18 protein-coding genes and 1 pseudogene are annotated in these 14671 nt (G+C 53.8%); all 19 read left to right on the top strand.

From position 1 onward, the window contains the following. The first annotated feature begins 90 nt into the window (after nt 1–90). The 19 genes and pseudogenes from MY052_RS13060 (at nt 91) to MY052_RS12970 (ending at nt 14670) form a co-directional block, all read left to right on the top strand. Nucleotides 91–693 carry a hypothetical protein gene (locus MY052_RS13060; RefSeq protein ID WP_248537134.1) on the top strand — a complete coding sequence of 201 codons (603 nt, stop codon included), beginning with the start codon at nt 91–93 and terminating at the stop codon, nt 691–693. Nucleotides 694–890: 197 nt separating this feature from the next. Next, complete coding sequence (locus MY052_RS13055) at nt 891–2504, top strand: terminase large subunit (protein WP_248537133.1); 1614 nt, start codon at nt 891–893, stop codon at nt 2502–2504. A gap of 5 nt (nt 2505–2509) precedes the next feature. After that, nucleotides 2510–3961 (top strand): DUF1073 domain-containing protein, encoded by a 1452-nt coding sequence (locus MY052_RS13050; protein ID WP_248537132.1) that lies wholly within the window; start codon nt 2510–2512, stop codon nt 3959–3961. Between the two features lie 55 nt (nt 3962–4016). Next, complete coding sequence (locus MY052_RS13045) at nt 4017–4565, top strand: phage head morphogenesis protein (protein ID WP_338033456.1); 549 nt, start codon at nt 4017–4019, stop codon at nt 4563–4565. 1 nt (nt 4566) lies between these two features. After that, the gene (locus MY052_RS13040) at nt 4567–4788 is read left to right on the top strand and encodes a hypothetical protein (protein WP_248537131.1); all 222 of its coding nucleotides are present in this window, start codon (nt 4567–4569) and stop codon (nt 4786–4788) included. A 301-nt stretch (nt 4789–5089) separates the two neighbouring features. Beyond that, nucleotides 5090–6292 (top strand): DUF2213 domain-containing protein, encoded by a 1203-nt coding sequence (locus MY052_RS13035; RefSeq protein ID WP_115074286.1) that lies wholly within the window; start codon nt 5090–5092, stop codon nt 6290–6292. 3 nt (nt 6293–6295) lie between these two features. Next, entirely contained in the window at nt 6296–6790 is a 495-nt protein-coding gene (locus tag MY052_RS13030) for a structural cement protein Gp24 (RefSeq protein WP_248537130.1), read from the top strand. 13 nt (nt 6791–6803) lie between these two features. Then, entirely contained in the window at nt 6804–7745 is a 942-nt protein-coding gene (locus MY052_RS13025; protein ID WP_248537129.1) for a DUF2184 domain-containing protein, read from the top strand. Between the two features lie 42 nt (nt 7746–7787). Then, entirely contained in the window at nt 7788–8072 is a 285-nt protein-coding gene (locus MY052_RS13020; RefSeq protein WP_115074279.1) for an STY1053 family phage-associated protein, read from the top strand. Continuing rightward, nucleotides 8041–8457, top strand: coding sequence for a DUF4054 domain-containing protein (locus tag MY052_RS13015; RefSeq protein ID WP_115074276.1), 417 nt, complete (start codon nt 8041–8043; stop codon nt 8455–8457). The genes MY052_RS13020 and MY052_RS13015 overlap by 32 nt, the downstream gene beginning before the upstream one ends. Continuing rightward, complete coding sequence (locus MY052_RS13010; RefSeq protein WP_115074274.1) at nt 8457–8963, top strand: hypothetical protein; 507 nt, start codon at nt 8457–8459, stop codon at nt 8961–8963. Before MY052_RS13015 ends, MY052_RS13010 begins: the two co-directional genes overlap by 1 nt. Continuing rightward, nucleotides 8963–9364, top strand: a complete 402-nt coding sequence (locus MY052_RS13005; RefSeq protein ID WP_115074272.1) for a head-tail adaptor — start codon at nt 8963–8965, stop codon at nt 9362–9364. The genes MY052_RS13010 and MY052_RS13005 overlap by 1 nt, the downstream gene beginning before the upstream one ends. Beyond that, the gene (locus tag MY052_RS13000; protein ID WP_248537128.1) at nt 9361–9909 is read left to right on the top strand and encodes a phage neck terminator protein; all 549 of its coding nucleotides are present in this window, start codon (nt 9361–9363) and stop codon (nt 9907–9909) included. Before MY052_RS13005 ends, MY052_RS13000 begins: the two co-directional genes overlap by 4 nt. A gap of 2 nt (nt 9910–9911) precedes the next feature. After that, nucleotides 9912–11066: a DUF3383 family protein gene (locus tag MY052_RS12995; RefSeq protein ID WP_248537127.1), complete on the top strand. Its 1155-nt coding sequence runs from the start codon at nt 9912–9914 to the stop codon at nt 11064–11066. 9 nt (nt 11067–11075) lie between these two features. Then, nucleotides 11076–11516 (top strand): DUF3277 family protein, encoded by a 441-nt coding sequence (locus MY052_RS12990; protein ID WP_115074266.1) that lies wholly within the window; start codon nt 11076–11078, stop codon nt 11514–11516. Between the two features lie 3 nt (nt 11517–11519). Continuing rightward, on the top strand, nt 11520–11975 hold the full coding sequence (locus tag MY052_RS12985) for a phage tail assembly chaperone (RefSeq protein ID WP_248537126.1): 456 nt from the start codon (nt 11520–11522) through the stop codon (nt 11973–11975). A 23-nt stretch (nt 11976–11998) separates the two neighbouring features. Next, nucleotides 11999–12163: a DUF6889 family protein gene (locus MY052_RS12980; protein WP_370868726.1), complete on the top strand. Its 165-nt coding sequence runs from the start codon at nt 11999–12001 to the stop codon at nt 12161–12163. Then, on the top strand, nt 12153–14102 hold the full coding sequence (locus tag MY052_RS12975; RefSeq protein WP_248537125.1) for a hypothetical protein: 1950 nt from the start codon (nt 12153–12155) through the stop codon (nt 14100–14102). Before MY052_RS12980 ends, MY052_RS12975 begins: the two co-directional genes overlap by 11 nt. Continuing rightward, a pseudogene (locus tag MY052_RS12970) lies at nt 14102–14670 on the top strand (phage baseplate protein). Before MY052_RS12975 ends, MY052_RS12970 begins: the two are co-directional and overlap by 1 nt. Nucleotide 14671 lies beyond the last annotated feature (1 nt).

Genomic DNA, 14671 nt, shown 5'->3' with positions numbered 1-14671 from the left:
GCGATTTTTTTCTCAGAATTATTCCGCACGCAAAATGCGGAAAAATGATTTTGAACAAAATATAAACAGCACCCGATCACAGGTAAGCGTATGGCCCGAAAAAATAGCTTTAAAAAGGCCTACGTCAGCACCGTTATGGACATGGCGTTAGCCCGTAACAAGATTTCAAATCGTATGGTCGCCCAGCGGCTGGAAATCGACGAGGCAACCATACGCAACTGGCGTAAGGAACATGCCGATTTTAACCGCGCATTCACTGAGGCCCGCGAGGTTCTCATGGAGAGGATTAACAGCGTTGCTGCTAAGAGTCTCGATGTCAGAAAGCGAAAGGTGATTACCAAATCCCCGGATGGAGTGAAAACGACCGTCGAGGACGTATTACCTACGCACAATGACGTGGCCGTGTTCGCTAAAGCTTTAGGACTTGGGCGGAGTGTGTACGGGGAGGAGGACCGCCAACGTGATGTACTCCGCGACGTCATGAAACGCAAGGTATCCGGTGAGTACACAGCATTGCAGGCGGCGCAGTTGCTTGAGGCTGAGGGGATAAATGTTCCTGATACGCTGATGATGGAACTAGATACACCGAAGAAAATCGAAGTCTTGCTGGCTGGGCAGTCTACTGGCAAGCCGGAAACCGCGAGCCTCACCCCACAGGAAGCTGCTGAGCAGTACAAAACCTTCCTGGGCTAAAAATGCAAAAACAGGCGTTTTATTCAGAAAAAAGCCTATGCATTTTTTGACCCGTTTTATGCATGTTTTATTCACCCCATTTTGACGACTTATCCGCATGAAATAAGGCACTCGCGGCCATTTCAGCGTGGGCGTGATCCGGCTGGTGCGGGTAACGTCCATTATGTTAAATGGGGACCAATTTAAGGAATTTTTCTGTGCCGATTCCGTTCCCCTTCGACTTCCGCAAACCGGACTATAACGCCGTGTTTGAGTGGCGAATGGAGAGGCTGGAGCGGATCAGGAAAGCGCCTGAAATGCTGCCAGTGCTCCGCCAGTTCTACCGGGATAACCCGGCCCAGTTCATTATCGACTGGGGCATGACCACTGACCCCCGTAACCTTGACTACGGTCTGCCAGTATCCATCCCGTTTTTGCTGTTCCCGAAACAGGAGGAATGGATCCACTGGATAATGGACCGCCGTAAGAAACTCGAAAACGGAATCACTGAAAAGAGTCGCGAGATGGGGCTCAGCTGGACATCGATAGGTCTGGCGTGTTCGCTTTGCTTGTTTAACCGGGAAATGGTTATTGGCTTCGGCTCCCGTAAAGAAGAGTACGTGGACAGCACCGGCAGCCCGAAAGCGTTGTTCTGGAAAGCCAGAAAATTTATATCTTTGCTCCCTGCTGAATTTCGTGGCAGCTGGAACGAAAAGAAAAATGCGCCTTACATGCGAATAGAGTTTCCCGACAGCGGCTCCGTCATGACAGGTGAGGCCGGCGACAATATCGGACGTGGTGACAGGACCACTATGCACTTTATCGATGAATCGGCGTTCCTGCAGCGACCGTTCCTTATCGATGCCGCGCTCTCCCAAACCACTCGCTGCCGTATAGACCTCTCATCGGTCAACGGAATGAATAACCCATTCGCCCGTAAACGTCATGGCGGGAAAATCCCGGTATTCACGTTCCACTGGCGCAGCGACCCGCGCAAAGATGATGAATGGTACCGGAATGAGTGCCTGAAAATTGATGACCCGGTCATCGTTGCTCAGGAACTAGACCTGAACTACCTGGCATCAACAGAAGGCATCCTGATCCCTTCTGAGTGGGTACAGGCCGCCGTTGACGCTCATATCAAACTGGGTATTCAGCCCAGCGGCCAGCGACTTGGCGCAATGGATATCGCCGATGAAGGGAAAGATAAAAACGGCTTTTCTGCCCGTTATGGCTTCCTCCTGCAGGGCGTACACGAATGGTCAGGCGAGGGGAGCGACATCTACGCCTCAGTGGTTAAATCCTTCGGTTACTGTGACGACTACGGGCTTGATGAATTCCGTTTCGATGAAGATGGCCTTGGGGCCGGTGCGCGTGGCGATGCTCGTGTGATTAACGAAGCTAGACGGGATGAAGGCCGAAGTACGATAACGGCTACACCTTTCCGTGGCAGCGGCGGCGTATTTGATCCTGATGACGAAGCGGTGCCGGGTGATAACGGTAAAGCGGCACGCCTCAATAAAGACTTCTTCGCGACTGCCAAAGCACAGAGCTGGTGGCATCTCCGCAAGCTGTTCCGTAATACCTTCCGCGCGCTGAACGGGATGGACTACAACCCGGACGAAATTATTTCAATCAGCAGCGAGATAGAGAACAAGGAGCGCCTGTTGATGGAGCTTTCACAGCCGACATGGTCAAGAAATGCCGTCGGGAAAATTCTCGTCGATAAACAACCCGAAGGCACTAAATCACCGAACCTGGCGGATTCCGTAATGATTAATTACGCGCCGATGGATTCTTCTCTCGATATCTGGTCCAAACTCGGAGCGTGACCGTTATGGCGAAAAAAACAGGAAGAGTCGCCACAGCGGACTCTTACGATAACTTTGTTGCTCGCGTTGGCCTGCAGCAACCAAATCAGCATGCAGCATCAACCTATCGTGCCAATTACACCAGCCGCAACCGTCTGCTGGTGGAGTGGGCATATCGTTCATCATGGATTATCGGTGTCGCGGTTGATGCAAAGCCTGACGATATGACGAAAAAAGGGGCCAGGATAACCAGCGAAATTGACCCGAAGCGCCGGGGGATTCTGGAAGCCAGGTTTGAAGAGTTGAAACTCTGGGAAAGACTGAACCAGGTGCTGAAATGGTCAAGACTGTACGGCGGCGCCGTGGGGTTGATCCTCATTGAGGGGCAGGCCCCGCTTACCCCACTGGTGCTGGATAAAGTAGGGAAAGGCAGCTTTAAAGGGCTGGCCGTGCTCGACCGCTGGATGATTAACCCGAACCTTGGGCGCCGTATCAAGACTCTCGGGCCTGAGCTCGGCAAGCCTGAAACTTACGATATCGTTACCTCGGCGCAAGGTATTCCCCCCTGGACAGTAAACTATAGCCGCTTGATTCGCATGGATGGCATAACTCTACCGTATCAGCAGGCACTCACGGAAAATGAATGGGGGATGTCCGTTGTTGAGCGGATCTTCGACCGACTGACATCGTATGACAGCACAAGCGTTGGCGCAGCGCAGTTGGCTTACAAAGCACACTTGCGCACAGCAAAAATTAAGAAGCTTCGTGAAATTATCGCCATGGGCGGGAAGCCATTCGAAGCTCTGATAAAACAGATGGATATGGTTCGTGAGTTCCAGACCAACGAGGGAATGTCTCTCTTTGATGCTGAAGATACCTTCGAGACGCATTCCTACTCGTTCGCTGGGTTGTCAGACCTGTTGAGTGAGTTTAAAGAAGACATCGCCGGTGCTGTTGGTATTCCATTGGTCCGCCTGTTTCGACAGTCGCCGAAGGGGTTTTCGACGGGCGATTCAGATCTAGCTAACTACTACGACGATATTGGCGCTCAGCAGGAGAACACCCTTAGAGCACCGGTTCGGTTGCTTTATGACGTGCTGCATCGTTCAGAATTTGGCGAACCGCTGCCTGACGATTTTACGTTCGAATTTAATCCACTATGGCAGATGTCAGACGTTGACCGTTCGACAGTAGCGACCAATACCACTACTGCACTGGCAACCGCTGTGCGTGAACTGGGAATGTCTCCTGCCGCCGCACTAACCGATCTCAGGGAGACGGCGCGTGTGACGGGGATTGGCTCATCTATTACTGACGAGGATATCGACCATGCGAAGGCCCAGTGGTCGGAGGATGAATCTGAAACCAGCCCTCCGCCGACGTTCGGAAATACAGTACCGCAAAAGCCTGTTGGCGATAGCGAACCAAATCGGGGAAATCGTAAATGGTATTTACGATGGTTCTCAGGCCAGCGCTGATAAAACCGCCAGCACCCTTGTGGACTATTCGGACGTCATTAGCGACTGGGCGGAAATGGTTGGCCGTAAAATGTTTGTTCAGGTCGAGCGCGAAGAATGGAGTCAGTGGCGAGCTGTATCGGAAGAACTCGCCGCTGGTCTACGCGATGTTGTGGGGAGCACTCCAGTCGGGATGGTAGCGCAGGATATCGTATACCGGCAGATTCAACTGATGAAGTCCCTGCCTCTGGAAGCTGCAGATCGCGTGATGGACATACAACAGCGTGCCATGGAAGCCGTGGTTAACGGTGAACGTCCGGAGCAGCTCTACGACATGATAATGCAGTCTGGTGGTGTGACTGCCAGCAGGGCGCAGCTTATTGCGCGTACTGAGATTGGAAGGGCCACCGGAGCACTGACGCAAGCCAGAGCGTTATCGGTCGGTTCTGAGGGCTACTGGTGGCGCATTGAAGGGGTCGGGACCCGCCCGTCACATCGCAAGATGAAGGATGTGTTTGTTCGCTGGGATAACCCGCCAACGCTCGACGGTATGACCGGGCACGCCGGATGCCTGCCTAACTGCAAGTGCTGGTCAGAAGTACAGATACCTGAGCCGAGGAAATGATATGGCAACACCACCGAACGTTGTTATCTCATCAGCAATGACAGGTAAATTCAGGTTTGAAGTTGGGTTCATGAAAACACCTGTCCTTTTCGTTGAAATGAGACAGAACATAAAGCGCTATTCACCACATTGTGATGTCGTTGAAAGAATCGTATGGCAGAAAGCTACGTCGATACAGGCATTCGCCATTCAATTTCGATACAGCGGGCCTGAAATAAATTAACCCTCTCCTGTAGTTGGTGTCCTGCGTCAATGATGTGAAAAACGCGGTTTATCACTGTCATTTTGGCTGAACTACCAAACCCGCGAAATGTTGTAAAAATGTTGTTCTCGAAAATGCGCTGTTTCCATCCGGAAAATAGCTGGTTTTACTGCTTTGAGGTGACATTTTAATCGAGTCCATTTTCGCCAGGGCGTGTAAGAGCCCTTATGTTAAATAGCCCGCTATTTTGAACATTTATCCCATCTCGCAAGGTCGCGAACTAAGCGGCCTTTTTTGTTGCCCGTAATTGAGCAGGTAACCCATGAAATATTTCTTTAAAACACGGCTAGGGAACACCCGTTACCAGTTGGCTGATGGCTCGGTGCTCTTTAAAGACGTGCCGATCGGGCGTACTGGCGAGCAGGAATATGACGCTACCGAACGCCCAGAGCTGGTGCCGGATGCTCGAGGGAAGGTGATTGTCAGACGCACGCCAGAAGAGGTCTTTAGCCAACGTGCAATGGCGTCCTTTGAAGGTATGGCGGTGACAGTCGGTCACCCTCGTGACTTCAACGGGGAAATTATCTTTGTCACTCCGGAAAACTGGCGCCAATTAGCCAACGGACACATTCAGAACGTCAGGCGCGGGAAAGGTTCAGATTCCGACCTGTTGCTTGCTGATGTCATCGTTAAAACCCCCGAGGGGTTACAGGCCATCGACGATGGTGACGATGAGGTCAGTTGTGGTTATGACGCTGACTATGAACAAATCTCACCGGGTCTCGCAAAGCAGTCCGCGATAACCGGTAACCATCTGGCCCTTGTCCCGAACGGGCGGGCCGGTTTCCGCTGCAAAATAGGGGATGCTATGCCTAGCACGACTAAAAACTGGTTTAACCGGCTTTTAAAGGCCCGTAAAACCAACGACGCCGCCGAAATGGCGAACCTGATCGATAACCCGCCGGACAATATGACTGGTGATAACGACGATGTGACGTCATCCGTGACGCCTGGCGGGGTAGTGATTAACCTCGCGCCTCAGGCCCCGATGCCTGCACCGACGCTGCCCGTAACTACCGATGCAGAAGAGGATATCCCGGCATGGGGTAAGGCGCTGATTGCCGCAGTGGCAAAGCTCACCCCGACTGCGCCGACCACGGTCGATGAGGATGAGGACGAAAAAGGCGAGGTGGAAGGCGCAGTGACAGGTGATGCCGCTTACCGTGCCGACCTGATTCAACCGGGTATTCAGCTTCCGACGAAAGCGAAGCCTACGGCGTTTAAACGTCAGATCCTTGCCGCTGCCGATCAGACGCTGGTTCGCTCCATCGTAGGTGATGTGGATGTTACCGGCCTGAAAAAAGCCACCGTAGATATGGCATTCAACGCTGTTTCTGAACTGGCTAAAAACCGCAATACTGCCGCGCAGACTGTCGACAGTTTCCGCACGATGACCACCAAAACCACAAAATCTATCGCGGAAATCAATAAAGCCGCGAAAGAACTCTGGGCTAAACGAGGCTAAAACATGGCTAACACCATTCTTTACCGGATGCCTGCGGGCATTGCCGGGGCGATTTCACGCCCGCAGGATTTAACTGTAGAGCCGCATATTCTCGATGCAACAAAACCCTTCCCGGCATATGGACTGGGGGGAAAGATTGTCGGGGGCAAGTTCGTGCCTGTTGAAGCGGACGATCCGGTCACTGTGATGGCGGGAATTTTTGTTCGCCCTTACCCGACAGCTTCACAGCCTGACAAGATTCGCCAGGTTGGCACTGGCTACAACTTTGCCGGCGACAATCTGAAACGCGGCTATGTCACGGTTAACATCGGCGGTGACGCCTCTTCTGTCGCGCTATATGCCCCGGTATTTATGCGCGTAGGTACTCCGACCGCTGCAAGCCCACTGGGTGCTTTCCTCGCGGCTGCTGACGATACAAACACCGTTCAGATCACCAACGCCTATTTCAATGGTCCCGGCGACGCCGATGGCAACATTGAACTGGCATATAACATTTAAGGGAGCATGACAAATGCCAATGACCTTCGATCAGGCAACAGTCGACAGCACTGGTGCTTTTCTGGTTCACGAGCTTGAGCGACTCGACCAGGGGCTGAACCTGCCGCTGACATCCCAGACGTGGAGTCGCGATATCGAACTGCGTGAGGATGTTTCTATCGCGGATGAGATGAGCTCTTTCACCAACACCACGTTTGCGGCCGCAGGCTCTCCGAACTCAAACGGTAAAAACTGGATCAACCAGTTAGCCACTGCCATCTCAGGGCTGAATGTCGATATCACAAAAACAGGTTTTCCTCTGGAACTGTGGGGGATGGAGTTGGGCTGGACCGTGGTTGAACTCGCTGCGGCCGCTCAGGTTGGTCGTCCGATTGACACCCAGAAGTACGACGGCATGCAGCTGAAGTGGAACATGGACACCGACGAGCAGGTGTATATCGGGGATGCGGCCAAAGGTGCCAAAGGTCTGCTGAAACTGTCGCAGGTCACGCCGACAAACGCGGCGAAGACTTTCGCAACATCCTCCCCTGACGAAATTCGCGCAGCCATCAACCAGGTGCTGAGCAATGCGTGGACCCGCTCCGCGTATTCCAAGGTGCCTGAAGACCTGCTGATCCCGCCGGACCAGTATTCCTTCCTGGCAAGCACGATTGTTTCTTCTGCGGGTAACCAGTCTCTGCTGACCTACCTGGAGACCAACACAATCGCTTTCCATCAGAACGGCAAACCGCTGAACATCCGCCCGGTGAAATGGGCTATCGGTCGCGGCGTTGCAAACAAAGACCGCATGGTTGCGTACACGAACGATAAAAAGTTTGTCCGCTTCCCGATGGTCCCTCTGCAGAGCGTTCCGATCCAGTACCGCGGCATTTACCAGCTGGTGACCTATTACGGCAAGCTGGGTGCCGTTGAACCGGTCTATCCGGAAACCCTGAACTACATGGACGGCATCTAAGCCTGTAGCCCCGGAAACGGGGCTGATCTCTGAGGATTTGCGATGAAAAAGAAAATCTATGTACTGACCCCGTTTAATTTTAACGATGGCGCCAGTATTACCGCTTTTGCCGCAGGATTTCATGATGTTGAAAGCGACGTGGCGGATCACTGGTTTGTGAAAGCACACTGCTCGCCTGACGGTGAAGCCCCGGCGCTTGATGATGACCCGCGCACTGCCGAGCTTGAAGCGCTGGTGGAAGAGCAGGCTGTCCGCATTGCCGAGCTTGAAGAGCAACTCGCAGAGGCTAAAGCTAATGGCAAAAAACAAAAGCCTGCCGACGCCTGAGAAATTCCGCGCAGACTTCCCGCAGTTCTCTGATGAAACCAAATACCCCACGCTGATGATTAAGGCCCGTCTCTCTCTGGCGGATGTGTTGATGAGTGAATCTCGGTTTGGTGAAGACATTTTCCCCTATGTCGTTGAGTTATTCGTGGCGCACTACATGGCTCTTTATGCTGCTGATATGCGCGGGGCCGCGGTGGGTACCGCTGGTGGTGCGAACAGTGGGGTGCAGACATCAAAATCAGTGGACAAGGTTTCTGTCAGTTATGACGCCAGCACGACGCTGAATCCTGATGCAGGCTTCTGGAATAACACTCGCTACGGCGCTGAATTCTGGGAATACCTGATGATATTCGGTGCCGGGGCGATTCAGCTGGGGACGCCGTAATGAAAAGTGGGTTAACGGTTCGCGCTGATAATGCCGCGGCTGTTCTGGAATCCCTCCAACAACTGTCCAGCATGGATGTGCTGGTGGGTATTCCTGAGGACAAGGCTGGGCGTGAAGACGGTTCCCCGATGAATAACGCGGAACTGGGCTATCTCCAGTCGACTGGCGCGACGGTGGAAATCGACGGGACGACGGTCACACTTCACCCGCGTCCTTTTCTGGATATGGGGATCGAGGATTCAAAACCCCGCACCACGGAACACCTGAAAGCGGCGGCGTCGCTGGCCCTTGATGGTAAAGCGGAAGCGGCAGAGCGGGAGCTGGAGAAAGCCGGGCAGATTGCCCGTGATGCGTCAAAAGCGGTGATCGGTGCTGGTGATCGACTGCATCCTCTTTCTGAGAAAACCCTTGAACGTCGACGTGCTGAGGGCATACCCGGCGATAAGCCACTGTATGCACATGGCTACCTTCTGCGTTCAATAAACTATGTTGTGAGGAAACGATAATGCCATTCCTTGATGTTACAGACGTCCTCCTTGACCCTGACTTCATGGATACCACCCTGGTATGTCATCGCCAAATACAGACGACGGACAGCGATAATTTCGCGACGAACACGGTGCAGGATATTCCATTTAGTGGGGTGGTGACCGTCGACCGTGCGCTGGAAGCAAAGCGCATGGCCGCAGGGCAGAACATCAACGGTGCGATTCTGATTGTGACGCAATTTCGCTTAACACAGGGGCAGACGGCTAACGGTTCTGACCCAGAACTGGACGCCGATGTGGTGACTTACAACGGACGAAACTATCGAGTGACCTTTGTTGATCCTTACATCAGCTATGGCGCTGGGTTTGTCCAGGCGCATTGTGAGCTGGTGGACTTTGACGGAGGTAACCCCAGTTGAGTAATGACAGCACAACACCCGGGTATCTGACACCCGTCGGGGATTTACCTAAATATGACGAGGATCTGGAGCGAGAGATTAGCCGCTGGATCCGAGGCGTATCTGGGCTACCTGCAGAAGTTGTCTTTCCTCGCTGGACCGACCCTCAACGGAAGATACCCAATAATGGCACGACGTGGTGTGGTTTCGGTATTACCACCATCCCGCAACCACTCAGCCAGGCTGACGTTCAGATTTCAGATACTGAGTCTCAGCAGTGGACGTGGGAAAAAGTCACGGTCATTTGCTGCTTCTATGGGCCCAACGGTAATAGTACAGCCTCGACGTTTCGCGCCGGAATTTTCGTAGAGCAAAACAACGCTGAGCTCAACCGCGTAGGCCTTTCGCTGGTGGAGGCCGGAACCATCTACAACCTGCCCGAACTCATCAATAACCAGTGGGTCAGGCGCTACGACCTTACTGTTACCCTCAACCGGAAAAACGTCCGGACATACAACATTAAATCCATCGTTGACGGCGACGTCACGATTTCTACCGGAGACTGACTATGGCGACGAAAGGTTTGCCGTTAAACCGTGTTGCGAATACGGCCGTAACACTGTCGGCCAAAGCTGCGCAGGGGCGCAACTTCGGTTCGATGCTTATCCTGGGTAACTCGACAGTTATCCCAATTAGCGAACGACTGCGTGTCTATTCTTCTCCGGATGATATCGGTGACGACTTCGGCGTGGATAGTGAAGAGTACGCTGCGGCCACCATCTGGTTTTCGCAGTCTCCGCAGCCGACGCAGCTCTATGTCGGCCGCTGGGTTGATTCCCTGACTTCTGCTGAATCAGGTACGGCTGAAACACTGCTCGAAGCGGTTAACGCGCTGCTGGATTACAACTCCTGGTACGGTCTGCATCTGGCTGTGCCGGAAGCGGATTACCCCTCTGATGCGGATATTCTGCCTGTATGTGCCGCGATTGAGTCTGCGACGGTGTCGCGCATTCTGGCGCTGACGTCTGCTGATGCCACTGTCATGGATGCCTCGGTGTCTACCGATCTGGCTTCTAAGATGAAAGCCGCTAAGTACAGCCGTTCGTTTATCCAGTATTCCTCAACCAGCCGCTACGCGGCGCTGTCGGCGTTCGGGCGTGCGTTCACTGTCGACTTCAACGGCAGCAACACCACAATCACCCTGAAATTCAAGCAGGAGCCGGGTGTTACTTACGAGACCATCGGCACCTCTCAGGCCAATGCGCTGGAAGCCAAGAACTGTAACGTTTACGTGTACTACGAAAACGACACCGCCATCCTCGAGCAGGGCGTAATGGCGAACGGCGATTTCTTCGACGAACGCCACGGTCTGGACTGGTTGCAGAACACCGTGCAGACGACGGATTACAACACGCTGTACACCAGCACCACCAAAATCCCACAGACCGACGCCGGCACTACTACCCGCATGGCGAACATCGAGCAGGTTCTCGACCAGGCTGTGAACAACGGTCTGTTTGCGCCAGGGAAATGGACTGGCGGCCCGATTGGTCAGTTAAATACGGGCGACACGCTGACCAAAGGCTACTACATGTACGCGCCGAGCGTGGATGACCAGTTGCAGGCGGACCGCGAGGCGCGCAAAGGTGTCCAGATTCAGGTTGCCGCAAAACTGGCCGGTGCTGTGCACTATTCCTCTGTAGCAATCACCGTTGTTCGTTAAGGAGCGAAAATGCCTACATATTCTTTTATGGACGTCACGGCAACGCTGACAGGTCCAACGGGTTCTATTGAACTTGGTTATGGCTCTGCTAACTCAGAGGAAGGTATCGTCGTTGCGATGGGCGGCCCGAAGAACACCATGACCATCGGCGCTGACGGTGAGGTGATGCATAGCCTACACGCGGACAAAAGCGGTACGATCACCGTCAACTACCTCAAAACATCGCCAACCAACAAGAAGTTGTCTCTGATGTACAACGCACAGAGCCAGTCCTCTGCAACCTGGGGGAATAACGTGATCCTTATCCGAAATAAGGTAAGTGGTGACGTCGTCACGGCGCGTAGTGTCGCGTTCCAGAAACAGCCTGACTTTGCCAACGCCAAAGACGGAAGCACAGTATCGTGGGTCTTTGACGGTGGTAAGATTGATGAACTGCTTGGGGAGTTTTAACAGATGGAATGTCAAATCAAAGGCGTGAATTACCAGGCTCCTAAGCTGGATGTATTCGCGCAACTGCGGGTATCGCGTAAATTGCTGCCGGTGCTCGCCAGCCTGATGGCTGACATGGGCAGCGTTCGTGAGCTGCTGCCAGCGGACGGGAAATTTGAAGGCGCGAATATGGAGGCATTGTCCCCGGTGCTGGATAAAGTGCTGCCGCGTATCGCGCAGGAAATCTCCGACCTGAGCGAGGAAGACACCAACGCGATCATTCACCCCTGTCTGTCGGTTGTCGTTCGCCAGCAGGGTACCACCTGGACCCCTATCATGCGCAGCGGCACACTGATGTTCGATGATATCGACCTGATGACGATGCTGCAGCTGGTGGCGCGGGTGGTCGCCGATAGCCTGGGAAATTTTTTGCCAGAACTTCCTACCAGCGCGACGTCTCCGGGCCAACCTCAGTCCTGACGCTCAACAGCCTGCCTGACGGGCTGTCTTATCTCCTCGACCCGGTAGATGCCGGGTATATACCTTACTCTGCGCTTAAAGACGGGTCTGTCGACCTGTGCGATATCGCGCTGATGAATGACCAACTGGCGGTTAAAGCTGATAACCAGCGTCTGATCGACAAATGGAGAGCCGACAATGAACGCTGAGACAATCAAGGAGTTCCTGGTTAGCCTCGGCTTCCAGGTTGATTCTTCTGGCGAGAAGAAATTCAATGCGGTCCTTACTGGTGTGACGGCCAATGCAATAAAAATGGGAGTAGCCGTCGAAGCGGCGGCGCTCTCAGTTGTGGCATACACCGCGAAGATTGCCAGCGGGCTGGATACGTTGTACTGGGCATCACAGCGCACTGGCGCAACGGTGCAGGGCATCAAAGCCATTGGCTACGCGGTCAGTCAGGTTGGCGGTAGCGCCGATGCCGCGCGCGGTTCTCTGGAGAGCCTGGCGCGGTTTGTCCGCAATAACCCTGGGGCGGAAGGATTCCTTAACCGCCTTGGCGTGCAGACACGTGACGCCAGCGGCAATATGCGGGATATGTCGGCCATCTTCACTGGTGTCGGGCAGAAGCTCAGCAGCATGCCGTACTACCGCGCCAATCAGTACGCCTCGATGCTCGGCATCGATGAAAATACGCTGATGGCCATGCGCCGCGGTATTGGCGGATTTACCGGGCAGTATAGCGCCATGGCGAAAGCCATCGGCTTTAATGCTGACCAGGCGGCTGCCAGCTCTAATCGCTTCATGACGTCGCTACGTTCGTTCGGCGAAATGGCGAGCATGGCGCGCGATAAAATCGGCTCTAACCTTGCTGGTGGTCTGGCGGGTTCACTCGATAAGCTGCGCCGTCACATCCTGGACAATTTCCCGCGCATCGAGCAAACGCTGACGAAAGCCATTAAGGGTATTCTCTGGCTCGGCGATGTTATCGGTCGGCTATTCTTCCGGATTATTGAAGGGGCCGCCGACCTAATCGACTGGTGGGGGAGCCTCGATAAATCGACCAAACAGCTGATTGGCTTGTTTGGCGCGCTGACGCTGGCGCTGAAAATCCTCAACAGCACGTTCTGGATGTCGCCTATCGGCCTGATTACGGCGCTGGCCGCCGCTATCGCGTTATTGTGGGAAGACTATAAAACGTGGAAGGAAGGCGGCCAGAGCCTGATTGACTGGGCAAAATGGAAGCCGGAGGTTGATCAGGCAGTGAAGATGGTCGGCGATTTGAAAAAAACGGTCGTCGACCTGACCAAATCCATTGCTAAGTTGCTAAATATTGACCCTAAATCGTGGTCTCTGAAGTGGGATTTCAGCAACTTCATCTCCCAAATGGGGGAGTTTGGCAAGATGCTTAATATGATTGCAGACTTGCTGAACGCCATCAAAGACGGGAACTGGTCGCAAGCTGCAAAAATCGGTAAGCAGTTACTTAGCCAGGGTAGTGACCAACCGAGCGCTACACCAATGGTTGAGGATAGTGCAAATAACACGGCAGAATGGATTAAGAAAAAAACGGGCTGGGACCCTCGTAGCGTAGGTCGCTGGCTTAGTGGAGAGTCCGAACCCGCAGCGGGGGCCGGAAACACCCTGGCAGATCGCAATAACAACCCCGGTAATATTCGTCCTGTCGGCGGTGGCGGCTTCCGCATGTTTGAGTCAGCCCTGCATGGATGGTCAGCGATGAAAAACCAGCTGATGCGATATTTCACAGGGAAGACTACCGGGCGCGCACTGCAAACTGTCCGGGATATCGTCAGCACGTGGGCGCCTGCCGGCGACAATAACGATCCTGAGCTTTACGCCAAGCAGGTCGCCGGGTGGATGGGGGTATCGCCTGATGCAGTGCTTAACCTGACCAACCCGAACACCATGGCAACGCTGATGCAGTCGATGGCGCGCAAAGAGGGGTATTCCAACTGGAACAGCCCTCTGGCATACCAGGCAGCTGGTGGTAAGAGTGGGGCAAGTATTCAGCAGCAGAATACCTACAACATCTACGGTGGCAATGCTCGCGAGGTCGGCGACGAAGTTGAGCAGCGCCAGCACTCTTCAAACGCACGCATTATGCGCACCAACCAGAGCGGGGTCGGCTAATGGATATTCTGTCGACGCTGTTTCATCAGCAGTCGCGAAAAATCGGCCTGATAGTCCCCAGCGTTGTCGTTTCTGAGAAGCACAGCGACACGCTGGAGATTACAGAGCACCCGGTAGAGATAGGCGCAGCGGTGGCGGACCACGCCTATAAGCGGCCTTCTGAGGTTGTGCTGGTGGTGGTTCGCTGCTTGATTTCGTTGACACCTCCTCTATCGGTCTGAGTCTTGGGCTTAGTCCGCAGGAAACCTATCAGGAGCTGCTGGACCTGCAGAGCAGTCGTATCCCGTTTGATGTTGTGACGGGCAAACGGCTCTACAGCAATATGCTAATCCGCGCGCTGGAGGTCACCACCGACAAAACCACGGAAAATGTGCTATCGGCGGTGCTGACGTTGCGTGAGGTTCTCATTACTCAGACCCAGCAGATTACCGTCGCGAATAAATCCAACATGAAGGATGGAGCCAGCACATCTGCGGTTGCGAACTCCGGTACCAAGACTACAAAGCCACCGAATAACTCACTGCTGAAGACGGTGGCAGATAAAGCCGTTTCATATTTCGGGGGATAGC

It is taken from the genome of Kluyvera ascorbata (genome assembly GCF_023195735.1).
In the GTDB taxonomy this organism is placed as follows: Bacteria; Pseudomonadota; Gammaproteobacteria; order Enterobacterales; family Enterobacteriaceae; genus Kluyvera; species Kluyvera ascorbata.
Note: the sequence above shows the minus strand (reverse complement) of the source record. Positions and strands in the feature narration are given on the sequence as shown.